This window comes from Paenarthrobacter sp. Y-19, assembly GCF_029223985.1.
Lineage (GTDB): Bacteria > Actinomycetota > Actinomycetes > Actinomycetales > Micrococcaceae > Arthrobacter > Arthrobacter nicotinovorans.
Genome location: NZ_CP119414.1, coordinates 4,179,534 through 4,202,597, shown reverse-complemented (window position 1 = coordinate 4,202,597; position 23,064 = coordinate 4,179,534). Strand labels below are relative to the sequence as shown.

Below are 23,064 nucleotides of genomic sequence, written 5' to 3'. Positions count from 1 at the left end.
CGATTGATTCTTGAACTCTATCTTCACCGAGGTGGACTCCCCTTGACGCACTTAGTTGTGAACGTTAACAATTGCGGGAGCCAACATGTATTCAAAAGGGAAGAATTCAATGAAGAACTGGGCAGGAAACCTTGAGTATTCGTCCGCGGGCATCCAGCGGCCCGCGTCGGTGGAGGAGCTGCGAGAGCTCGTGGCCCAGGCGACCCGGATCAAGGCCTTGGGCTCCCGGCACTCGTTCAATACGGTCGCGGACACCGAGGGCACGCACATTCTCTTGGATGCCCTCCCCCAGGAAATCGTCCTCGACCGGGAAAAGAGCACGGTAAAGGTCAGCGGCGGCATCAGCTACGGAGCCTTGGGTCGCTCGCTCGAAGAGCAGGGTTACGCCATCCACAACCTCGCCTCTCTTCCCCACATCTCCGTAGCGGGCGCCATCCAAACCGGCACGCATGGCAGTGGAGTCAATAACCCCTCCCTGGCTGCCGCCGTCGTGAGTGTCGACCTTGTGCGCGCCTCAGGCGAGCTGGTCACCCTTACAGCCGACGACGACGAATTCCTCGCCAGCGTGGTGGGCGTGGGAGCCCTGGGCATTGTGACAGGACTGGAGCTTGCCGTCCGCCCCAGCTACGAGGTCCGGCAACGCGTGCTCACGGATCTGTCCTGGGATGCGGCGTTGGCCAACTTCGAAACCATCGCTTCCAGTGCCTACAGCGTCAGTTTCTTCACGAACTACACGGGTGACACCATCGCCCAAGTGTGGCTCAAGGCGCTGGACAGCGAAGCTCCCCTGGCGGAGCTGTTCGGAGCAACGCCGGCGACGGCGGCACTGCACCCGCTCCCGGACATGTCAGCCGAGAACTGCACCGAACAACTCGATGTCGCGGGAAAGTGGCTGGACCGTTTGCCGCACTTCCGCCACGAATTCACCCCAAGCAACGGGGAAGAACTGCAGAGCGAATTCCTCCTGCCGCTGGAACATGCACCCGCTGCTCTGGCCGCCGTCCGAGGTCTCGCGGACAAGCTGGCACCCCTGCTGTTCATCTCCGAAATCCGGACGATTGCCGCCGATGACTTCTGGCTCAGCCCGTTCTACCAGCAGCAAAGCGTGGCGCTGCACTTTACCTGGAAGCCGATGCAGGCCGAGGTCAAGGCCGTGCTCCCAGAACTCGAGGCAGCCCTGCGCCCGTTTGGCGCACGCCCGCACTGGGGCAAGCTCTTCACTCCCGGCGAGTACGACTTCGCCGCCCTCTACCCGCGTTTCGAGGACTTCCGGGCTCTCGTTAGCGCCAACGATCCCACGGGCAAATTCCGAAACGCCCTGCTGGACACGGTGCTGGGCGTGACGGTTACTTCATAGCGCGTCGGGCCGCGGCCACGATCCCGGAGTCTGTGGCGTCCAGCGCCTGTGCCCCACCTCCAGGCCCTGCCGGGTGGGGGTCCACGTAACTCGTACGCGCTGACAAGTGCACGGCTGCGATTCCCGTTGCAAGCAGCGCGGGAATGTCTTCAACACGCACGCCTCCACCTGCCATGATCTGTACCCCGTCAGGTGCCTGGCGGACCATGTTCGCAAGCATTTCCACGCCTTGGATACTCCGGACCGCCCCGCCGGACGTGAGGACCCTGCCCACACCGGTGCCTTCCAGCCGGGCCAACTCGGCGAGGGCGTCGCTGCTCGCATCCAGGGCGCGGTGGAACGTCACCGGAAGCTCTCCCGCGGCATCGACGAATCGTTCCAACGCGGCCAGGTCAATCCGGCCATCGGGAGTGAGGGCACCCACCACCACGCCACCCACTCCAGTACCCCGGAGGGCGGCGATGTCCGCGCACATGGCGCGGACGTCGTCGTCGGAATAGACGTAACCACCGCCGCGGTTCCGCACCAGTACGTGGACGTAGCCCTCCGGGGCCACGTCGACGGCCAACTGCACAGTGCCCATGGACGGCGTCAGGCCGCCAACACCCAGGGCCGTGCACAGCTCTACCCGGGTGGCTCCACCCTCCAGTGCGGCCCGCACACCGGCAACGTCCTGAACGGCTATCTCCAGGTCAACCATCAGCGGCGGTGCACCACGGCCGACAATGCCGGTTGCGCGTCTGTGTCGGAGAAGGGAAAGACGCCCTCGGCCAAGTGGGAGTGGCCCAGCCGCAGCAGGTCCTGGTCCACGCCTCCGGGTGTCAGGAGGAGTTTCCAGCCGGCTGCGGCGTCATAGAGTTCCGGTTCCAGGTAGCCGATCTTGACCACGATGATGTCGAACGACGCCGGATCCAGCCCGAGCTGGGCGAAGTCGCCGATGTGGTGGAACGGCTTTCGGCGCTCGGTCACGATGGCGAAGACGTTGCCTACTTGTATCACTGCCTGGGTCCCCGCCACGGGGTCCCCTTCGGTGATGGAGTAGACAATGCCGTTGAGGCGGACGGGGCCGTGGACGTTGGCGTCAACGCGGGCACCAGCCTCGACGTCGATCTCACTTCCGACGCCGGCGGCCACGGCGGCTGCCACGGCATCGGCGTCGAAAATGGAGGCGTGCACCAAGCGGAACGGACCGGCAGCAAGTTCAGGACTCGTGACAAGTTGCTGCAACGTCCAGGTGACGTCCCCAGCGCCGCCCGCTGTCGGGTTATCTCCGGTGTCCGAGAGGAAGTACGGGCGCGGCGCTCCAGGGTCGAGGGCTGCGGCGAGCCCCTCGGCCAAGGTGGCGGTTTCGGCCACGAACTCGAAATCCCGGCGCGCGTCCCAGTACAACCGGGCGAGGCGTTCCGCTTCGGAGCTGATGAGCTGTTCGTCGTCGCCTGTGACCACTACACAAGCCTGGCAGCGCGGCTCGTCGGCCCATGCGTAGCCCACCCAGATGGCCGCATCCACTACGCCGTCCAGCGCGGCCACCAGCGGAACTTCCGCGTAGATGCTCCGGGCCGGTTCGATGCGCGTGCTGGTCTTTTCACCCGGCAGCAACACCGGAACGGGTACCCAGGCCTTGGCTGGACGTCGGGCTTGCACGTCAGCGCCAGTTGCGGCACGAAGGCGGGTCAGCAGGTTGAAGACCGCGCGTTCCTTGGTGTTCATGGCGTCCTCGTGAGGTGCCATCCGGTAGCACGTGATCAGGTCCACCGCGCTGAGCAGTTCGAAGGAAACGTTGCCGTGCAGGTCCATGGATGTGGAAACCAACGTGTCATGCCCCAGTGCGGCGCGGACATGGCGGGCGAGGTCGCCTTCGGCATCCTCCATTCCCAGCACGCTCATGGCGCCATGGATGTCCAGGTAGAAGGCGTCGAACGGGCCCTCTTGGTGGATACGGTCAACGATCTCGTCGCGGAAGGCAGCGTAGAGGTCCGAATCCACGGCACCGCCCGGCAACGAGCGTGCGTGCATCAACGGAACCCAGTCGGCGGCCTCACCCAGGTCCCTGCCGGCATCCAGGAACGGGTAATAGGCCCGGAGCGTCGCGCCGCGACGAACCGTGAAGGCCTCAGTCCCGCTGATGTGGGGAGAAAACGTGCTTGATTCGATGGAGATCCCGGCGATGCCGATCCGCGGCCGGGCGAGCCCCTCTTCATGGAGTGGAGCCAGGGCGGGGCACCAGACCTCGGACTGTTCAGGGGCGGTGTGTAAAAGTGAAGTCATCGTGTTCCTCGTACGAATCCAGTGCGTTGTTCAAAAGTGTGAATCATGGCGCGCGCTTCCGTGGCACGCTCCTTCCAGATGTTGACGGTTTCGGCCGGGTCCGAGGACAGGTCGAAAAACTGCCCCGGACCGTGGCCGGAGTCGTCCGGCTCACCTTGGGGGGCCGAGAATCCGCCGGAACCAGTGCCGTATATGGCCTTTGCCGGACCGCTGCGGAGTACCAGGGTCCCGTCAAAAGCCTGTTGGGCCAGAAGCCGGCCCTGTTCAGCATCCCGTTCGCCGGCGAGCAGGCCTGCGAAAGACTCTCCGTCGCCGTACTCGGATTGCGCGCCGGCGGCCGCTTCCTCGGAGCCGGTGGAAGAGGGCTCGACGGCGGCGCCCGCGGCTCCGGCAGTTACGTCCGACACGGTGGCGCGAACGTCCAGGAGACTCACGAGGGAATCACAGACTCCGGCTGCGGAGCCTGCGCCAGCGACGATCAGCGGAACCCGGTGCCCTGCCTCCCAGGCGTCCGCTTTCTGGCCGCGCCACGGACCGTTGGGGAGGTGCCCCGTGAGTCCGCCATCGGCGTCGAGCATGTCTTCCGTGAACATCGTCGGTGCGCCGTTGTCGCTGGTGAAGACCACCAGCGTCCGCTCCAGGTCGTCCCCCAACGCTTCCATCAACTGCCCGACCATCCAGTCCACCAGGACCACGGCGTCGCCACGAGGACCGGCAGCCGTGGAGCCGTGCACGAAAGCTGGCGGGACGCAGGGGCGATGGGGTGCGGCCGTGGCGATGTACGCGAAGAACTCCTGGCCCGCGCGCCGCTGTTCCCCGATCCACGCGACCGCCTGCTCAGTGACAGTGGTGTCCACGGCGTCATCCCGCCAACCCGGCGATGCCAGGCCTGGACGTTGCGAGGAGACCAGGTCCGTCTTCTCCACCAACGGCGTGCCGACGGCGTGATCCTGGTCCAAGAAGCAATACGGCGGCATATCAAGTGATCCGGCGATGCCGAAGAAGCGGTCGAAACCCAAGGCCGTGGGCCCTCCCGTGAATGGCGCCGAGTAATCGATGCCACGACCGTTGCCTTGCATGTCAGGGGCGAATCCCGCCGCGAAGGCATCAGGCGCGCTGCCATCCAGCCAGGTCCACCCCAGGCCCAGATGCCATTTGCCGAATGCCCCCGTGCTGTAGCCGCGGGCTTTCAGGTCACGGGCCAGCGTTGGAGCATCGTGGGCAATGATCGCCGGATCCGCGCCGCCCAGGACGCCGCTCTTGAGCGGGCTTCGCCAGGGATAGTCGCCGGTGAGCAGCGAGTATCGGCTGGGCGTGCACACCGCTGAGGAGGCATGGGCGTCGGTAAACCGCATTCCGCGGCGGGCAAGCTCATCGATGTTGGGCGTTTGGATGGCCTCGGCGCCTTGGCAGGAGAGGTCGCCCCAACCGAGGTCATCAGCCAGGATGACCACCACGTTGGGACGGCCGTGCCCGGAAGATCCGACGTCCATCTAGGCTCCCACCTGGTCGACCAGGGACACGCTTCCGGGTACGCTGCCGGACAGCAGGTCCACCGCGTACGCCGCGGCACCAATAAAGCCGGCGTCCGGTCCAAGCTGCGCCAACCGCACCGGCGGGGTCTGTTCGCGTCCGCGCTCAGCCAGCAGCCCCGCAAGCCTCAGCTCAGTGGGGTCGGTCAAGGCGGCACCGGCAGCGCTGACGCCGCCTCCAAGCAGGAACAAGTCCGGGTCCAACAACATGGCCACTTGGCTGAGGCCATAGCCCAGCCAGTGCCCCAGTTCAGCGAAGTCTGCCTCGCTGGCCGCCGGGTGCCCCAAGGCCGTTCCGCTGGCATAGCGATCCAGGCAACCCCGGCTCCCGCAACCGCACGGGCGGCCATCCGGGACCACCGTCATGTGCCCTGCCTCCCCGGCCCAACCATGCGCCCCGGAGACCAGCTGACCGTTGACCAGCAGGCCACCGCCGATGCCCGTGCCCACGGTCAGCATGGCCACGTTGCTCACACCGCGCGCCGCGCCGAACCGGAACTCCGCCCACAGCGCGGCGTTGGCGTCATTGAGGACGACGGCGCGCACATCGGCGCGCTCTTCGATCCAGTCCGCGAGCCGCGCCTCCTTGAGGGCGAGGTTTGCCGCGTTGGCGACGCTGCGATGGTCAGTGGACACATATCCGGGGACGGCTACGCCCACTGTGGTGCCGCCGTCGGCGTCCAATTGTCCCAGCATCCACGCCACCGCAGCGGCGATATTTACGCCACCCTGGGGAGTTGCGAGCTGTTCGCGGGCAAGGATGTTTCCCTTGGAGTCGATGACACCGGCGGCGATTTTGGTACCGCCGATGTCGATGCCCACCAACCGCTGGCTCATACGGGGTGTCCCTGCTTGTTGGTGTGCGGAATGGCGAAGACGGCCACTGCCGAGTCCTTCAGGGTCTCAGGAACAACGAACTTGTCGCCCGCCTCACTGGCACCAAGCCAGTGCCCGCCGGTGGTGGGAAGCGGCAATACAGGGAGTTCCGCGGCAGGATCCATCACCAACACATAGGTGGCGCGGGCGCCAACAGTCAGCGCCACGTGTTCCCGTCCCAAAGGGTCTCCGGCGAACGGACGAGTACAGTAGATCGCTTCCCCGTTGACGTCCATCCAAGCGGCCAGGCCCTCCAGCCTGTCGCGGTAGATCGCAGGAATGGTGCCATCGGCATTAAGCCCGATATTCAACAGCAGGTTGCCGTTGCGGGACACCACAGACACCAAGTGACGGACAATCTCCGCGACGCTGAGGACGTCCGATTCGGTTTCGTTGCGGTTGACGCCAAACGAACGGCCCAGCCCCCGGCAAGACTCCCAATTCTTGTCGGACAGCGAGCCGATGTCGCTGTATTCGCGCGTCAGATACCCGTGCGACGGAACGCCCCAGCGGTCGTTGACGATGCCCTCCGGCACCGCTGCGAGGTACTTGCGGAACAGTGCGGCGACGCCGAAATCTGCGGCCGACTTGCCGGCGTCGGGCCATTCGATATCGTTCCACAAAATGTCCGGAGCAAACCGGTCCACCAGCTCACCAACCTGGTCAAAGGCGTAGCGGGCGAACTGCTCGTCGTTCCGGCGCAACCGGAAAACATCGGGATCGGAGTTGATGGCACGCAGATCGCTCACATGCCAGTCCAACGCGCCGGAGAAGTATGCACCGAACTTGAGTCCGGCGTCGCGTGCTGCCGCCGCGAATTCAGCCAGCAGGTCCCGGCCCGGGCCTCGGCGGACACTGTTGAAGCCAGTCGTCTCCGTATCCCAAAGGCAAAAACCGTCGTGGTGCTTGGCAGTAGGCACAACGTAGCGCGCGCCGGCCCGTCGAAACAGCTCGACGCATTCATTGGCGTCGAAGGACTCCGCTGTCCACAGTTCAGCGAGGTCCTCATAGCTCGTACCTGGTCCGAATGTCTCGCGCTGGTAGGCCTCGGCGCTGCTACCTGGAAGCCGGACCGTGTTGCCGTACCACTCAGCATATTTGTGATCCCTATAGGCATCCTCCACGGGGGTGGGCGCATTGCCTGTCTCGGCAAACGCCGGCACTGAATAAAGTCCCCAATGGACGAAGATTCCGAATTTGGCGTCTTTGAGCCACTGCGGGAAGGTCCAATCGGGGTATTCCGGTGCTTCCGCGCCGAAGTCGGGACCTACTCGGTCCTCAAAATAGAACATGTTCAGCCTTGGAGTTAGAAGGAATGTGGGCTAACGGCCGGCCAGGCCAACTGTTGCGATGCCCTTGACCAGGTGCTTTTGGAGTGCGACCACCAACAGCAACGTGGGCAGGATGGCAATGACCGATGCCGCCATGACCAGATTCCAGGAGCTGCCATGCTCGCCGAAGAAGGTCTGCAACCCCAGTGAGACGTTGCCTAGCTCGTTGACGTCGTTGACCACGATCAGGGGCCACAGGAAGCTGTTCCAGAACGTGATGAACGTCCACACGGCCAAGACAGCCAGTGAAGGCTTGGCCAGCGGCAGGATGATCCGGCTGAAGGTACGCCATTGGCTGCACCCGTCCATCCTGGATGCCTCCACCAGCTCATACGGGATATTCACGAAGAACTGGCGGAGCAGGAAGGCGCCGAACGCCCCGAAGGCCCACGGCAGGATCAGTGCCTGCCAGGTATTGATCCAGCCCAGCTTCTGCATGAGCAAAAACATCGGAATGACAAGGACTTCCTGCGGGATCATCATGGTTGCCAGATAGAGCAGCATGAACTTGTCACGCCCGCGCCAGCGAAGGATGCCGAAGCTGTAAGCCGCCAACGCGGATACCGCCACCACGATGACCGTGCCGATGATCGAGACCACCAGGCCGTTGAAGATGAAGCGCAGGAATGGCGTGTACTCGAAGACTTCCACAAAGTTCTGCCACCGGAACTCCGCTCCGAACAGTGACGGCGGCTGGGCGAAGATCTCGCCGTTGGACTTGAAAGCGGAGAAGAAGGTGAAAACGATCGGGAAGAGGAAGAGCAGGACCACCCCTGCAATCAAGATTTCGCTGACCAGTTTGAATGGGCGGAAGCGCCCTTTGGCCTTCTTGCCCGCACGTTCCGCCGAAACAGCGGACGCTCGCGACGTTGTCTGGTTACTGGTCATAATGGACCCATTTCTTTTGTCCCAGCCACTGGATCATCGTGACTACAAGAATCAAGGCGAAGAGGATAATGGCAGGTGCTGCAGCGGCACCAAGCTCGCCACCCTGGAAGGCTGTTTGGTAGACGTTCATGACCACTGTGACCGTTGACGTGCCCGGACCACCGGCAGTGAGCACGAACGGTTCGGAGAACATCTGGAACGCCGAGATCATAGTGACGGTGGAAGCAAAGAAAATTGCCGGGGTCAGGAGCGGCAGCTTGATCTTCAACAGCGCTGTGAGACCCGATGCGCCGTCGAGCATGGAGGCATCAAGTACGTCCTGCGGCAATTGGTCGATGGCTGCCGAGAAGATGAGCATGTTGTAGCCGAAGCCCTGCCACAGGATCACGACGACGACGGCGAGCATGGCCGTACTGCTGTCCCCGAGCAGGTTGGGCATGTGGAGGCCGAACATGGACTGCAAGGTCGAATCCAGGATGCCGTCCGGCTGATAGATCAGCTTCCAAATGACAGCCGTAGCAACAGACGGTGTCACCACCGGCAGGAAGAACAAGACACGGTACAGCTTGGAAAACCGGCTGGTTGAAACCCAAAATGCCGTAGCGATGGTCAGGACCAGGTTGAGTGGCACCACGATGACGGTGAACAACAGCGTGTTGATGAGTGCCGCTGGGAACTGGCTTCCCGCAGCAAACAAGTCCTTGTAGTTGTCGAGCCCGGCGAACGTGACGTCACCATACGTAGGCCAATTGAAGAAGCTCGTGGCAATGGCCAGGAGCGTGGGCAGAAGGATGAAGAGCGTCATCCCCACGGCACTGGGCGTCAAAAAGCCCAGTGCCGCGCGGGAGTCCGTCTTCTTCTTCCGTGGCACGCTCACCGGCTCCGGCGCAGGGCGCCGCGGCGGTGAAGCAATGGTGGCCGTCAAGGTGATGCCTTTCTCGTCGGGCTCGGGATTCGGAAGAAACAGCGGACGCTACTTGGCGCCGCTCTCCTGGACGTTCTTGAGGGCTTCCTCCGGGGAGATCTTGTCCGTGTAGGCCTGCTGGAACTGCTGTCCCATCAGCTTGGTGACCTTGTCCCAGTTGCCCGTGCTGATGAACGGCACCGCCTTCTCCGAGGAAGCCTTCACCACTGCGGCCACCTGGTCCGAGTAACCCGGATTGGTGGGATCGATGTCTGTCTTCAGGCCCTGGATGAATGCGTCCGTAGCAGCGAGTCGTGCCGGCTGGTTGCCGGCCTTGGCCGAGGCGGCCTGTGAGGCCGCGTCGGTCAGCACGCCAATGGCCTTGGCCGCCGCTTCCTTGTTCTTGCAGGTCTTGGAGATACCGAAGCCTGAGTTGGCCGAGAATGTACCGGCGCCGTTCGCGCCCTGCGGCAGGGCCACTACTCCCACCTTGAACCCGGCAGCATCGGTGACGTTGCTCTTGATGTTCCAGGTTCCGTCCACAGCCATCGCCGTATTGCCCGCAACAAACTGTTGTTCACCCCAGGCAACATCGGAGGAGCTGGCCGGAACTGAGCTGATCTTCTCGTCCGTCGCCAGTCCGGTGTACCAGCCGAACGCGTCGGTGACCTTATCGTCCGTCAACTGCAGGGCGCCGTCGTCGGAAACCGGTCGGGCTCCGTTGAGAGCCAGCAGCTGGGAGTACATATGCAGGTCCGAGAAGGACTCACCGAAAGCGGGCTTACCCATGGAGGACGAAACCTTTTTGCCCGCGGCGATGAATTCGTCCGTGGTCCAGCCGTTCTTGGGCTCTTCAACACCTGCGGCCTTGAATGCATCTTTGTTGTAATACATGACCATGGTGGATAGGCCGTAGGGAAGTGCGTACTGCTTGTCCGAAGACTGCAAAGCCTTGAGAGCGCCGGGACTCCACTCATCGGCCTTGAAGCCGGCGGCTTCGGCCAGTTGTCCCTCCATGGGCTCCATGGCTTTGGCGAAGGCGGGAAGGCGCAGGGACTGCATGCTCACAATGCACGGAGCAGTACCGCCGGCAAGTTGGGACTGCAGCTTGGTGAAGTAATCGGCGAAGGGCGCGGTGGTCAGGTTCACCTTGATGTTCGGGTACTTCTCAGTGACCTGCGCTGCCAGTTCTTTCCAGGTCTTATTGCCCTCTTCACCCTGGGACCAGAAGGACCAGTCGAGCGTGACGTCCGCGCTGGATGCGTCGGAGGAACCAGAGGTGTTGGAGGAACCGCAGGCCGCGGCGCCGAACATGACGGCGGTGCCGGCGACGACTGCGGCTAGCTTCGTTGCTAATTTCATTCTTCGTCCTTCTGAGTTTGGTGGAGGGTGCAGGAACCCGGTCCTATAATTAATTCGGTACCGAATTAACTACGGTCCGGTTAGACTATGCGGACGCTCCGGCCGGAGTCAAGAGAGAGGTGTTTCACATTTCGAGCACTCGCCCACGCGCCCGTCCGACCCCCGCCAGTGAGGTTGTCAGCCGCGCCGAGATCCTGGGACTGCTCGCCGACAGGGGCCCACTCAGCCGTGGTGAGATCGCCAAGCAACTCGGCCTCGGCGCGGCAACGGTGACAGCACAGGTACGTAACCTGATGGCCGAGGGCATGGTCCGCGACCTCCCTGCCGGACAAAGCGCCGGGGCCGGACGCCCCAAGGTCCCGGTCCAGCTGGTGCCGGATGCCGCCGTCGTCATCGGACTGGGAATCACACCCCGCAGCGTAGCTGTGGTGACTATGCTGCTGGACGGAAAGATCCTCACGTCAGACGTCGTCCCTTTCAGCCCCGATAACGACCCCGTGGACCAGCTGGCCGCCGTGGTGATGGGGCAGATGCGGGCCATGGCACACCCCGGGCGCACCGTCGCAGTGGGCATTTCGGTCTCGGGCGCTGTAGACCAGAACTCCTCCACGGTGATCATTTCCGCCACCCTCAATTGGGAGAACTTCGACCTCGGCCAACAGCTCCGACGGGCAGTGGACCTGCCCGTCTTCGTTTCCAACGACCTGTTTGCCTTGGCAACCCGGGAGATCAGTTTCGGCCTGGGCCGCCGGCACGATGACTTCCTGCTGTTGGGCCTCGGGCCCGGCGTGGGCATGGGTATCGTCAACCGCAGGTCGGTTTTCTACGGTCCCGGCGGCGCCTCCACCGAGTTCGGCCACATGTCTGTGGATCCCGAGGGGCCCCGCTGCGTTTGTGGAAACCGGGGCTGCCTCCAGGTCTACGCGGGGCTGCGGGAGCTGCTGGCAGCCGCGCCCGATCTGGCCCCCGAAGCGACACTGGAAGATCTTGCCGCCCTGGCCAGGGACCCGGGCTCTCCTGCGGGTTCATACTTGGACCGGACCGGGCGGCTGCTGGGCCGCTCCCTCGGCGGCACGGTGAACCTGCTCGGCATCTCAACCATCATCGTCACGGGCGAGACGACCGCGTTGTGGGGATATCTGCGCAACGGCTTTGAGCAAGGGCTTCAGGAGACTGTGCTGCGCTTCCACCACCCCCTGACCATCACCGTCCGGGAGTGGACCGAAGCTGAAGGTGCCATCGGGGCGGCGGGCATGGCCCTGCACAACGCCGTTGTGTTGAACCGTTCAGACCCGGCGGCGTAAGACGGTTGCATCACACCCTGTTCCCCTGCCGTTCAGCGAGGGAACAGGGTGTGGAAACGCGCTGGCGAACCCGCTACTCGATGTGGGCGAGCACTGCGCCCGCCAAGACCACTCCACCGGGAGCCGAGAGCACTTCCGAGAGGGTGCCTGCGCGGTGTGCCGGGACCTGGGTTTCCATCTTCATGGCTTCCAGAACCACCAGGGGGTCTCCGGCAGCTACCTCGGCTCCGGGTTCCACCAGCCACTTGACGACGGTGCCGGACATGCTGGAGACGAGGGCGGATTCGGCGGGTGAATCATCGGCGCCGAGGGAACCCGGCAGCCCCGTGACATCCGTAGCGGCCGGAAGCCCTTGTCCGGAGCGCGCCCAGCCATCCAGCAAATCCGCAGGAAGTCCCACGGCAAGCCGCTTGCCGTCGACGTCAACAGTGATGGTCCGGCGTTCTCCGCCCGGCGCCACCGCGCTGTAGTCAGGGTCCACGGGGATCTGGCCGGCGAAGTCAGTCTCGATCCACCGGGTGTGTACGCGGAGTCCGGCCACTGAAGTGAAGTCGTCAGCCTCCAGGACCGCCCGGTGGAATGGCAGCACCGTGGCCAAGCCTGTGATGGTGAAATCGGCCAGGGCCCTACGGGCGCGACGAAGTGCCTGCTGCCGGTCAGCTCCGGACACGATCAGTTTCGCCAACAGGGAATCGAACTGCGGTGGAACGTTCGACCCCGCACGCACTCCGGTATCCACCCGGATGCCCGGCCCTGTAGGCACCTCGAAAAGTCCGACTGTGCCAGGGGACGGCAGGAATCCCCGGCCGACGTCTTCAGCGTTGATCCGGAATTCGAAGGAGTGCCCCTTGGCGACGGGGTCCTCGGACACACTCAAAGGCAGGCCCGCAGCCACGCGGAACTGTTCCTGCACCAGGTCGATCCCCGCTGTTTCCTCGGTGATCGGGTGCTCCACCTGAAGTCGGGTATTGACTTCAAGGAACGCGACGGCACCGTCTGCCGAAACGAGGAACTCCACTGTTCCGGCACCGTAGTAGCCGGCTTCACGAATGATCGCCTTGGAACCGTCGTAGATCTTTTGCCGCTGTGCATCGCTGAGGAAGGGCGCGGGTGCCTCTTCCACGAGCTTTTGGTGGCGGCGCTGGAGGGAGCAGTCGCGGGTACCCACCACAATGACGTTGCCCTGCTTGTCCGCGATGATCTGCGCTTCCACGTGCCGCGGCCGGTCCAGGTACTGCTCCACGAAGCACTCGCCACGACCGAATGCGGCCACGGCTTCACGGACGGAGGAGTCGAAGGCCTCTTCCACTTCAGCGAGCTCGCGGACTACCTTGAGTCCCCGTCCGCCGCCACCGAAAGCAGCCTTGATGGCCATCGGAAGCCCGTGTTCCTCGGCAAAAGCGCGTGCTTCCGCCGCAGAGGACACAGGTCCGTCGCTGCCCGCGACCAACGGCGCACCGGCCCGGACGGCGATCTCGCGGGCAGTAATCTTGTTGCCCAACTGACGGATGGACTCCGGAGAGGGACCGATCCACTCCAGCCCGGCGTCGATCACTGCTTGTGCGAAGTCCGCGTTTTCGGAGAGGAAGCCGTATCCGGGGTGGACCGCGTCCGCGCCGGACTGCGCGGCGATGCCAAGCAGCTTCCCGATGTTCAGGTAGGTGTCAGCAGGGCTGTTTCCGCCCAGGCTATAGGCTTCATCGGCTGCGCCAACGTGCATGGCGTCGGCGTCGATATCCGCGTAGACGGCTACCGACGAGATGCCGGCATCGTCGCAGGCTCGGGCGACGCGGACTGCGATTTCGCCGCGGTTCGCGATCAGGACCTTACGCATCAAATACTCACTTCTCTGGGGTTGTGCTGAAGTCTGGGGAATCGTGGACGAACCGGAATCGGATACGGCCGCCGATGGGCACCTGCGCTGCGCGGTCCAGGTGCTCATCACGCACCACGCCGATCACGGGATAGCCACCGGTAATCGGATGGTCCGCCAGGAACAGGACCGGCAGTCCGGCAGGCGGGATCTGGAGCGCACCCGCCATGGTGCCCTCACTGGGAAGCTCGCCTTCGCGGGTCCGCTTCAACGGGGTGCCGTCCAGTCGCATGCCCACACGGTTGGACTGCGGCGTGACCAGCCAGTCCTGGCTCGTGAGGGAGTCGAGCGCAGCCTGGTCGAACCAATCGGCGCGAGGTCCGGGAACGACGTCCAACACCGTGACACCCTCATCCGGGAACCCGGGTTGCAGCTCAGGGCTGCCCACCGCTGTTGATTCGGTGGCGTCACCGGCGGGAAGCTCCTGGCCGATGACCAGCGGGGCAGGCCCGATGCCGGACATCGTATCTGCCGAACGGCTCCCAAGAACCTCGGGCACATCAACACCGCCGCGGATTGCCACGTAGTTCCGGAATCCCGACTCGGGGGCGCCCAAGGTGAGGACTTCGCCGTCGAGCAGTGCGAAAGGTGCAGCCATGGGAACGGTCCGCTGGCCGCCGGGACTGACTTCGTCGCCGTCGTCGTCAAACCACGACGGCGACTGGACGGTCAGCGTTGTCGGCGCACCGGTGACGGCAAGGACTTGGTCTCCAACAGCTTCCACAGTCAGCCCGCCGTTGACGGACTCAATGGCCGCCGCAGAAGGGGCATTGCCCACCAGGCGGTTGGACCTGCGGAGGGAGGCCCGGTCCAGGGCACCAGCCGCGGAGACGCCGAGCGGGCCGAATCCGCGGCGGCCGAGGTCCTCTATGAGGCTCAGGGCACCTGGGTTGAGGATCCGCAGGCCCGGTCCCGTGTGGTGGTCTGAATCGGCGTCGGAATCATGGGCCGAGGCAGTGACAACCTCGCGGACGGCCCGGTATTGGACCCGGTCACCGGGCCTCACGAGTGCCGGTTGCGGACGGTTCAGGTCCCACATCCGTGCACCGGTCCGGCCGATCAGCTGCCAGCCGCCCGGGGAACGGCGGGGGTAGACGGCCGAGTACTGGCCACCGAGGGCGACGGAACCGGCCGGGACCGCTGTGCGCGGGGACGAACGCCGAGGCACGGTAAGGACCTCGTTTTCGCCCACCATGTACCCAAAACCCGGCGCGAAGCCCGCGAAGGCAACGGTCCAGACCTGACCTGTGTGGGCCGCAATGACGCCGTCGACGCTCAGTCCGGTCAACTCCGCGACGTCGGCGAGGTCGTCGCCGTCGTACACGGTGTCGATGACCACCAGCCCGGAGTCAGTAACCTCCGGAACGGTGAGTTCCAACTCGAGCAGCCGGGCGCCGATGGCGCGGGTGGCTGCGGCAGACTCACCCACCACCATCACTGTTTCAGCAGCGGCGAGTACGTCCACCTGTCCCGGGAGCGGGGACTTGTACAGCATGTCCTGGAGGGCCAGGACATCCTGCAGTCCGTCCAGTTCGGCCAGGACAGCACGGGTGCCAACCGGCCTGACGGAGAGTACCTTTTTTGCGGTGGTGGTGTGCATTGCGGTTTCCATGACTCGTTACACTGCCGGCTGGGACTGCGCCGCCTGCAACAAGCGCTCTTCCTCTTCAGGCTCCGGATCGCGACCCAGGAGCATGCCCACGATGGTGACAACGGATGCCACCAGAATGTAAACAGCAATCAAGTACCAGCCGTGATTCGCCGCACCGTAGAGCGCTGTGAAAATGATCGGTGCAACCGCTCCGCCGATCACGCCGGCCAGGGTGTATGCCAGCGAGCTGCCCGCATAGCGGAGCCTCGCCGGGAACTGTTCGGTGATGAAAGCCGCCTGGGGACCGTACATGAAGGCGTGCAATGCCAATCCGATGACCGTGCCGATGGTCAGCATGAGCACAGACCTGCCCTGGATCATCAGGAAGAACAGCGGGATGAACGCAGCGGTTGCGGCTGCAGCGATGCCGTAGACCCAACGACGGTTGAAGCGGTCAGTCAGTGCGCCGGCCAGAGGGATCAGGAAGAGCTGGAAAGCTGACCCGATCAGGATGGCGGACAGTACGTTGCCGGTGGTCATGCCCAGTTCCTTGGTGGCATAGACAGCCACGAACACTGTGAACAGCGCGTAAAGGATGTCGGGGCAGACCCGGGAGAGGGCGGCTGCCACCAGGGCCTTGGGCTGTTGGGTGAAGACTTCCTTGATGGGGGCCTTCGGGCGGTCGCCTTGGGCCTGGATGGCTTTGAAGACCGGGGTTTCTTCGAGCTTGAGGCGGATGACCAGGCCAAACACCACGAGGAGTGCGGAGGCAAGGAAGGCTACGCGCCAACCCCAGGAGAGGAACGCTTCGTTGCTCAAGCTGGCGGCAAGAATGGCGAGGACGCCGTTGGCCATGAGGTTGCCTGCGGGCGGGCCGATCTGAGCTGCCGAGGACCAGAATCCGCGCTTGTTGGGATCGCCGAATTCACTGGACAGCAGTACCGCGCCTCCCCACTCACCACCTACGCCGATGCCCTGGGCGAGCCGCAGGAGGACAAGGATGGTGGGAGCCGCAACACCGATCACGGAGTAATCGGGCAGCGCACCGATGAGGACAGTGGCCACGCCAATCAGGACCAAAGTGAAGACCAGGACGTACTTGCGCCCGACCTTGTCGCCGAGGCGGCCGAAGATGATGCCACCGATCGGGCGTGCAAGATAACCAACTGCGAACGCTGAGAAGGAGAGGAGCAGCGCAACGAATTCGTCGTTGCCCGGGAAGAAGATCTTTGGGAACACGAGGGCCGAGGCCACCGAGTAGATGGCGAAGTCGTAGTACTCCAGCGAGGTGCCGGTCAGGCTTGCGACGTAGGCCTTGAGTGCGCCGGGCGGTGGCTTCCTTGTCACTGCCTTTGCTGCGTTGTTGGTGCTGGTCATGATGCCCTCCGGGGGGATGAGGTGTGTGGTGCGGAGCCCAGGTTCAAACGGATGGGAGGAACGAGCCGACGGCTACGCCGGCCTCGCCCAGTACGGACTTCACCGCGGTAGCCATAGCAACGGCTCCCGGTGAGTCACCATGCACGCAGATGCTCTCTGCGCGGATCTTGAGGATGGAACCGTCGATTGCCTTGACCGACTGTTCGGTGGCCATGCGCAGGACGTGTTCGGCCACTTCGGCCGGATCATGCAGGACGGCACCCGGCTGGGAGCGGGAAACGAGGGTTCCGTCCGGGTTGTAGGCGCGGTCCGCGAAGGCTTCGGAAACGCCCCGAAGGCCGGCTTCCTCAGCGATACGCAGGACTTCGGAGCCGGGAAGGCCAAGAATCGGCAGGTTGGGGTCCACCGATTTCACAGCTTCCACTACTGCCCGCGCCTGGGCTGTGTGCTTCACGATTGCGTTGTAGAGGCCACCATGGGGCTTGACGTATTCGACGCGCGCTCCCGTAGTGGCCGCCAGAGCCTGCAAGGCCCCGATCTGGTACACGACATCGTCCGCCAACTCCTTGGGATCGATATCCATGAAGCGGCGGCCGAAACCCGCGAGGTCGCGGTAGCCGACATGGGCACCAATTACGACGCCGGCCTGGACCGCCTTCGCGCAGGTGCTGCGGATGACGCTGGGGTCGCCGGCGTGGAATCCGCATGCAACGTTGGCACTGGAAACGGACTGGAACATGGCAGCGTCGTCCCCGAGTGTCCAGCGCCCGAAGGACTCGCCGACGTCGCTGTTCAGGTCGATGGTTGCCATGGTGTGATCCCTGCCTCGTGATGTGCGTTACATCCAGCATGCACCAATCTGCTGGATTGTTCAACAATCCAGCGATCCGAATTTTCGGCAATCGTGTAATTTTGGAGTCATGGCCAGTGCAGATCAGGAATCAAGCGAACATGCTGGCTTCGACGGCGCGCGCGCCAGGATGCGCCTCAGGGTGCCGTCCGTGGCTGAGCGGGTCGCAGAGGAACTGCGCTATCAACTGGCCGAAGGCTTCCTTGTTCCGGGCGCCAAACTCACTGAAGCCACCATCGCAGAAGATCTGGGAGTCTCCAGGAACACCGTGCGCGAAGCGTTTGCCGAACTCGCCGGCGAGAGACTGCTCATCCGGCAGCCAAACAGGGGCGTATATGTGGCCACCCTTGAAGCCGGTGACATCCACGATGTCTACACCGTGCGCCGTGCCATCGAGGTCAGTTCCATTCGCGCAGGCGGCTCACCGGAGCGCGTCGCCGCCGTCAGGGCCGCCGTCGAAGAGGGAAAGCTGGCTGCGGCCGCCAATGACAATGAAGGTCTGGGCAGCGCCAACCAGCATTTCCATGGAGCGATCGTTGCCCTCGCGGAAAGCAACCGGCTGAACACGATCATGGCCCAGATCCTGGCCGAGATGCGGCTCTATTTCCACAAGGCCACCATGAACGCACATTTCTACAGTGACTGGCTCGCGGAAAACGAGCAGATCTGCGCTGCACTGGAGGCCGGCGAACTGGAACGTGCGGGCGACCTGCTCCTGGCCTATCTCAACCGTTCGGAACAGCAGCAGGCTGCCATCCACGGCGAGTAGTCAGCGCTTGCCCTTCTTGCGCGAACCCTTGCCCCGGCCCTTGTCAGGATTGGGAGCGTAGCGCTGTGCGACGGCAGGCTTTTTGGGGCCCCCGCCACGACGATCAGGCTTGGGTGCTTTCTTGGGCTTTTCCTGTTGGGCGGATGGTTGGCGCGAGCTCTGGGCCGTCCTGCCCCGCACGATTCCAATGAATTCCTCGATCACCGGCGAATCCGTTCCCACCGGCCACGCCAGGCCGATCTGCGTTCCGGGCGCACCCGTCAAACGCCGCATGACAGTGTCCTTGGCGTTCAAATGCCTGGCGACCGACATGGGCATGATCACCAGTCCGGCTCCGGAAGCCACCACTTGGAGGGCCATGTCCGGGCCACCCATTTCCCCTACGTCAAGGAAGTTCTCCTCCGCCAGGTCATCCAGCGCCACTTCCTCGAACACCGAGATTTCGTGGCCTTTGGGCGCCACGACCACCGGCTGCTCTTCATACAAAGGGATGACGTTCAGGCCTTCGCGGTCCACGGGCAACCTGACAAAGCTGAGGTCCGCGGAACCGTCACGCAGCACCGAAAGCTGCGCGTCGTCGTCGGACATGAACGCGTGCAGCGCGACATCCGGCATCCGTTCTTCCCACCGGCGGATCCACTTGCCGGGGGTAACGCCCGCCACGTAGGCGAAGCGAAGCCCGGGTTGGGACTCGGAGGTTTCGGCGGAATCTTCAGCATCTGGCACACACTCACAGTACCGGCCAGATACCCTTGAAGCATGACGTCCTCGAACTCCCAGTCCATGAAGCCGGCAACAGTCGCCAAGAAACTCGGCATCTACCTGCCCGCGACACCCCAGGAATTCCAGGATTCGTCCATCACCCGCGAGGAATTCGCCGAACTTCAGGCAAACCCGCCGGAGTGGCTCGCCGAACTCCGCCGCAACGGCCCGCACCCGCGTCCCGTCGTGGCTCAGAAACTCAACGTCTCCATCAGCGGCCTGGCCCGCGGCGGCGTTGAAGATGCACTCACGACGGCGGAAATCACCGAGCTGCTGCAGGCTCCCCCGCAGTGGCTGGTCACCGAGCGCGCCACCCACGCCGCTGTCCGCTCCGAGGCACAGCGTGTGAAGGAAGAGGCTGCCAGGAAGGCCGCCACCAGGGAAGCCCGGGACAACGCCGCCGCAAAGCGCGACGCTCCCAAGACGTCCAAGCGCGACCACGCGTAAGTTTTCTGAAAGGTGCGGCCGGGGACCGGTGGTCTCCGGCCGCACCTCTTTTAAGCGCTAGTCCTGGTGGAGCTGGACGAAGTTGCCGCAACCGTCGTCGAAAACTGCGCTGATTCCTGACGGATCCTCGGCCGGCTCGCCCTTGAAAGTCACGCCTGCAGCCAGCAGGCGTTGGTACTCGGCCTGGACATCCGGAACGCCCAGGACAACAGCGGGCATCCCGGCTTCGTAGACGGCGTTCATGTAGTTCGCGCCGATCGGGTTGTCGCTGGGTTCCAGCAGCAGCCCGGTTGCATTGTTGTCCGCTCCGGGATTCTTGATAATGAAGAGGTTGTACTCGGGCATGGCCATCAGGGTCTCAAACCCCAGCGTCTCCGTGTAGAACGTGTGAGCTGCTGCCGGGTCCTTGACGTGGATGCTGCACATTTTCAGTCTCATGGTGCCAAGGCTACGCCGGGGGTACGACAGATGACCCCTCGCGTCCACTCACGCGCTGGCGCATACTGAATCAATAGCAGCGAAGTCGCCTGGAGGTGTCCGATGCCCGCCATGATGCTCCTGTGGGGCGTTGCCCTGGTTCTTGCAACTGCGGCAACCACGTACGTCTTGCATAAGAAACTCACGCATGGACGTGGCTCGGAGCCGGACGGGCTTTTTTGGGACGTGTTCGCCGGGCTCGTGGTCATAATGCCCGCTGTTTTGGTGCCGTCAGTGCAGTGGCCGCCAGCCGGGGTCATCATGGTTTTCGTGTGCTTTGCAACCGCTGCGACCACCTTCGCCGGCGCCCGCAAAGTGGAGCGCATCCACGCCGCCGAGCCCCGCCGTCGTGCCGGGTTTGCTGACGATGCCGCCCTCCATGCCCACATCCTTGCCCAGTGGCGCCGCTACGAACTGGACCCCGCGCAGGCCATCGATTTTCCGGCCATGACGGACGTTCGGACTGCGGAAACGGCGGCACTCACCAGGGCCATGCGGGAAGCCGAGTACTGCCGGGTGACTGCCGGCACCGACTATCGCGCCGCCGTCGAGCGCCTGGCCGTGGCCCTTGCGGCAGCGGAGCGGGCAGCAGGTGTACCGACGTCCGCAATCCCTTCACCGAGGTGACACTTAGTGACAATCCCGGCGGGCAACATTGTCATTAGGAGCCAACTCGACGGGAGGAAACTAGAGGACCTTGCCCTTGAAGAACCCGGGCCGCAGCCGATACATCACCAGCATCACCACAACGCCCAGCAGGATCACACCCATCCCCAGCACAAACACCAGGCCTACCCCGCCTACGGACGAGCCCGAGCCATACGCGGGATCCATCGAGTCCATGGCCGTCTTCACGAACATCACCAGCAGGATCACCCCGCCCAGCAACGGTGCCAGGAACTTGAAGAAGAATGCCCGGACACCGCTGAAGGCTGAAGCGCGGAAGAACCAAACACAGGCCAGAGCTGTAATGCCGTAATAGAAGCAGATCATCATGCCCAGGGCGGTGATGGTGTCCCACAGGGCATTCTCGGACACAGTCCGGGTGATCACATAGAACGCGGCTGCCGCGATGGCCGCGGCGATGGTGGCAAAGCTCGGCGACTTGAACGTGGGGCTGATCCGCCCAAAGCGGGGCGAAATGGCGCGGTAGTGGCCCATGGCCAGCATGGTGCGGGCCGGTGAAACGAAGGTCGACTGCAAGGACGCGGCGGAACTGCTCAGGATGGCCAAGGACATGAGGATCGCGAACGGACCCATCACCGGACCCGCCAGAACCGCGAAGATGCTGGACTGGTTCTCCGGGTTGCCGGCGCCCAGGCCGGTCTCGCCGACGCCCGCGAAGGACAAGGTGGCCAGTGCGACGGTCATGTAGATGATCACGATGACCAGCACGGTGATGGTTGCCGCACGGCCGGGCGTCTTTTCCGGATTCTTCGTCTCCTCATTCATGGTCAGAGTGACGTCCCAGCCCCAGTAAATGAAGATCGAGAGCGAGACACCTGCAGCGAATGACGAGAACGAATCGACGGCGAACGGGTTGAACCAGTCAGGCGAAATGGCAGTGGCATCGAAGGCCGTTCCGTTGGCTACATGCACGAACGCCGAGACCGCGAACCATCCCAGGACCAGCAACTGGAAGGCCACCAGCACGTACTGGACGCCTTTGGTGGTTTCCATGCCGCGGTACGAAATCCAACAAGCCAGCGCAATGAAAACCAGTGTGGTGGCAATGTTCAGCGGCAGGATTTTGCTGAGCTCGCCCAGCTCCGGGTTGCTGAAGATCTGCCCGAGCATCAGGTAGAAGAAGTCCACGGCAACGGCCGCCAGATTGGACAGCACAATGATGGTGGCTGCGATCAGTCCCCAGCCGCCCATCCATCCGATCCACGGACCAAACGCCCGCGTCGCCCACGTGAAGGAGGTGCCGGCGTCGGGCATTGCGTTGTTTAGTTCGCGGTAGCCGAGCGCCACCAGCAGCATGGGGATGAAGCCCACAAGGAAGATGGCCGGCAGGTGCACGCCCACCTCAGACACGGTGGGCCCCAGGGCCGCGGTCAGCGTGTACGCGGGAGCAATGCAGGAAACACCGATCACGACGGCGCCAATCAGGCCCACCGATCCGGCTTTCAGTCCCTTTTCACTCAGGGTTGATTCTTTCGACTGGACCGTCTTTGGTGCAGTAGACATGGGTATTGCCTCTCAGGCGATTGCTAGGAGCTTTGGCGCGTGTAATCGCGGGGAACCACGATCATGGGAACGGGAAGGGCGCGCAGGATCCGGTTGGCGGTGCTGCCAAGGAACGTGGCACGGTGCTGGGCGAGGCGGCTGGAGCCGATCAGCAGGATTTCGCCGTCTTCCCAGTCGAGCCGGTCCACGGCTTCTTCTATGGTCCGGCCCTGCGCCACGACGATTTCGGGCTCAGGCAGCGGTGCGTCCGGGGTTGAACTTCCGACGGCGGCAAGCCGGTCGGCGGCGTGCATCCAGGCGGCGTCTGCCAGCGTCAGCGAGTTACCGCCGTCGAGCGCCAACAGGGAAACGAGCCGAAGCGGGAGTTGACGGTCGCGCGCGGACTCGACAGCGACGTCGAGCAGTTCGTCTGCGCCGGGACGCGTCCCGAAACCACAGCTGAGCCGGGTGATGGCATCTGTCCGCTGGTAGCCGTGGGGTGCCAGCGCCACCGGGACCGGCGACGAATGAAGCAGTGAACCCGCCACGGAACCAATGGTGAACCGCTTGAACAAGCCGCCGTTCGTGGCGCCGATGACCAATGCCGCCGCGTCCATCTCGACGGCTGCGTCAATCAGTGCCTGGGCCTCGGAATCGCCGCGGCGGATGTGTCCGCGCGCTGTGATGTCGTCCGGGACCAGGGCGAGACCCTCATCCAGCCAGCGCTGGGCTTGCTGGTTGAGGATGTCGTCGTAGCCGGCTTCGGGTGGGTACACGGCGTTGAACGGGGAGTCCTCCGGGATCACCAGGACCAGGTCCAGGCTGACATCCTGGTTCCGGGCCAAGGCGACGGCAAGGTGGACGGCGTCGTGCCCCCTTGCGTTGGCGGTGTAACCAACTACGTAGCGCATGGTGATCCCTTTCAGT

General features: G+C 63.9%; 21 protein-coding genes. 5 read left to right on the top strand and 16 right to left on the bottom strand.

Translation table 11 applies throughout. The annotated features are described in order from the left end of the window. Window positions 1-109 precede the first annotated feature (109 nt). Entirely contained in the window at window positions 110-1,357 is a 1,248-nt protein-coding gene (locus tag PYR64_RS19770; protein WP_275777177.1) for a D-arabinono-1,4-lactone oxidase, read from the top strand. Here the strand turns inward: PYR64_RS19770 and PYR64_RS19765 are convergent. From PYR64_RS19765 to PYR64_RS19730, 8 genes are read right to left on the bottom strand one after another with little or no spacing between them, the layout of a single operon-like run. Further along, window positions 1,347-2,057 carry a copper homeostasis protein CutC gene (locus tag PYR64_RS19765; RefSeq protein ID WP_275777175.1) on the bottom strand — a complete coding sequence of 237 codons (711 nt, stop codon included), beginning with the start codon at window positions 2,055-2,057 and terminating at the stop codon, window positions 1,347-1,349. The genes PYR64_RS19770 and PYR64_RS19765 overlap by 11 nt on opposite strands. Then, window positions 2,057-3,625, bottom strand: coding sequence for a M81 family metallopeptidase (locus PYR64_RS19760; protein ID WP_275777173.1), 1,569 nt, complete (start codon window positions 3,623-3,625; stop codon window positions 2,057-2,059). The genes PYR64_RS19765 and PYR64_RS19760 overlap by 1 nt, the downstream gene beginning before the upstream one ends. Further along, on the bottom strand, window positions 3,622-5,118 hold the full coding sequence (locus PYR64_RS19755; protein WP_110504834.1) for an arylsulfatase: 1,497 nt from the start codon (window positions 5,116-5,118) through the stop codon (window positions 3,622-3,624). The genes PYR64_RS19760 and PYR64_RS19755 overlap by 4 nt, the downstream gene beginning before the upstream one ends. After that, window positions 5,119-5,994 carry an ROK family protein gene (locus PYR64_RS19750; RefSeq protein WP_110504833.1) on the bottom strand — a complete coding sequence of 292 codons (876 nt, stop codon included), beginning with the start codon at window positions 5,992-5,994 and terminating at the stop codon, window positions 5,119-5,121. Continuing rightward, on the bottom strand, window positions 5,991-7,325 hold the full coding sequence (locus PYR64_RS19745) for an alpha-L-fucosidase (RefSeq protein ID WP_110504832.1): 1,335 nt from the start codon (window positions 7,323-7,325) through the stop codon (window positions 5,991-5,993). Before PYR64_RS19745 ends, PYR64_RS19750 begins: the two co-directional genes overlap by 4 nt. Window positions 7,326-7,355: 30 nt before the next feature. Next, the gene (locus PYR64_RS19740; RefSeq protein WP_110504831.1) at window positions 7,356-8,252 is read right to left on the bottom strand and encodes a carbohydrate ABC transporter permease; all 897 of its coding nucleotides are present in this window, start codon (window positions 8,250-8,252) and stop codon (window positions 7,356-7,358) included. Then, entirely contained in the window at window positions 8,242-9,177 is a 936-nt protein-coding gene (locus tag PYR64_RS19735) for a sugar ABC transporter permease (RefSeq protein ID WP_275777170.1), read from the bottom strand. Before PYR64_RS19735 ends, PYR64_RS19740 begins: the two co-directional genes overlap by 11 nt. Window positions 9,178-9,225: 48 nt before the next feature. Continuing rightward, complete coding sequence (locus PYR64_RS19730; protein ID WP_275777168.1) at window positions 9,226-10,518, bottom strand: sugar ABC transporter substrate-binding protein; 1,293 nt, start codon at window positions 10,516-10,518, stop codon at window positions 9,226-9,228. Between the two features lie 119 nt (window positions 10,519-10,637). Here PYR64_RS19730 and PYR64_RS19725 point away from each other — a divergent pair, with 119 nt between their 5' ends. Next, a complete protein-coding gene (locus PYR64_RS19725) occupies window positions 10,638-11,822 on the top strand; it encodes an ROK family transcriptional regulator (protein WP_275777166.1) in 1,185 nt (394 codons plus the stop codon). Between the two features lie 73 nt (window positions 11,823-11,895). Here the strand turns inward: PYR64_RS19725 and PYR64_RS19720 are convergent, their stop codons facing one another. The 4 genes from PYR64_RS19720 to PYR64_RS19705 are packed head-to-tail and all read right to left on the bottom strand — an operon-like array spanning window position 11,896 to window position 17,474. Further along, window positions 11,896-13,656 (bottom strand): biotin carboxylase N-terminal domain-containing protein, encoded by a 1,761-nt coding sequence (locus PYR64_RS19720; protein ID WP_275777164.1) that lies wholly within the window; start codon window positions 13,654-13,656, stop codon window positions 11,896-11,898. A 7-nt stretch (window positions 13,657-13,663) separates the two neighbouring features. Then, window positions 13,664-15,307 (bottom strand): 5-oxoprolinase/urea amidolyase family protein, encoded by a 1,644-nt coding sequence (locus PYR64_RS19715; protein ID WP_110504826.1) that lies wholly within the window; start codon window positions 15,305-15,307, stop codon window positions 13,664-13,666. A gap of 6 nt (window positions 15,308-15,313) precedes the next feature. After that, the gene (locus PYR64_RS19710) at window positions 15,314-16,663 is read right to left on the bottom strand and encodes an MFS transporter (RefSeq protein ID WP_018778436.1); all 1,350 of its coding nucleotides are present in this window, start codon (window positions 16,661-16,663) and stop codon (window positions 15,314-15,316) included. Window positions 16,664-16,706: 43 nt separating this feature from the next. Beyond that, the gene (locus PYR64_RS19705; RefSeq protein ID WP_079582029.1) at window positions 16,707-17,474 is read right to left on the bottom strand and encodes a 5-oxoprolinase subunit PxpA; all 768 of its coding nucleotides are present in this window, start codon (window positions 17,472-17,474) and stop codon (window positions 16,707-16,709) included. A 109-nt stretch (window positions 17,475-17,583) separates the two neighbouring features. Between PYR64_RS19705 and PYR64_RS19700 the strand changes: the two genes are divergently transcribed. Beyond that, window positions 17,584-18,282, top strand: a complete 699-nt coding sequence (locus PYR64_RS19700; RefSeq protein WP_018778438.1) for a GntR family transcriptional regulator — start codon at window positions 17,584-17,586, stop codon at window positions 18,280-18,282. On the opposite strand, the gene PYR64_RS19695 is transcribed toward PYR64_RS19700, so the two are convergent. Then, the gene (locus tag PYR64_RS19695) at window positions 18,283-19,008 is read right to left on the bottom strand and encodes a LysR family transcriptional regulator substrate-binding protein (RefSeq protein WP_039239037.1); all 726 of its coding nucleotides are present in this window, start codon (window positions 19,006-19,008) and stop codon (window positions 18,283-18,285) included. Window positions 19,009-19,041: 33 nt separating this feature from the next. Here PYR64_RS19695 and PYR64_RS19690 point away from each other — a divergent pair, with 33 nt between their 5' ends. After that, window positions 19,042-19,491 carry a DUF5997 family protein gene (locus PYR64_RS19690; protein WP_275777160.1) on the top strand — a complete coding sequence of 150 codons (450 nt, stop codon included), beginning with the start codon at window positions 19,042-19,044 and terminating at the stop codon, window positions 19,489-19,491. Window positions 19,492-19,548: 57 nt separating this feature from the next. Here PYR64_RS19690 and PYR64_RS19685 read toward each other — a convergent pair whose 3' ends face one another. Further along, entirely contained in the window at window positions 19,549-19,929 is a 381-nt protein-coding gene (locus PYR64_RS19685) for a VOC family protein (protein ID WP_079582030.1), read from the bottom strand. Between the two features lie 102 nt (window positions 19,930-20,031). On the opposite strand from PYR64_RS19685, the gene PYR64_RS19680 reads away from it, so the two are divergent. After that, on the top strand, window positions 20,032-20,595 hold the full coding sequence (locus tag PYR64_RS19680; protein ID WP_275777158.1) for a hypothetical protein: 564 nt from the start codon (window positions 20,032-20,034) through the stop codon (window positions 20,593-20,595). Between the two features lie 60 nt (window positions 20,596-20,655). On the opposite strand, the gene PYR64_RS19675 is transcribed toward PYR64_RS19680, so the two are convergent. Together PYR64_RS19675 and PYR64_RS19670 are read right to left on the bottom strand one after the other, a co-directional pair. Continuing rightward, window positions 20,656-22,158: an APC family permease gene (locus tag PYR64_RS19675; protein WP_018778443.1), complete on the bottom strand. Its 1,503-nt coding sequence runs from the start codon at window positions 22,156-22,158 to the stop codon at window positions 20,656-20,658. 23 nt (window positions 22,159-22,181) lie between these two features. Then, entirely contained in the window at window positions 22,182-23,048 is an 867-nt protein-coding gene (locus PYR64_RS19670; protein WP_018778444.1) for a universal stress protein, read from the bottom strand. Window positions 23,049-23,064: the final 16 nt, after the last annotated feature.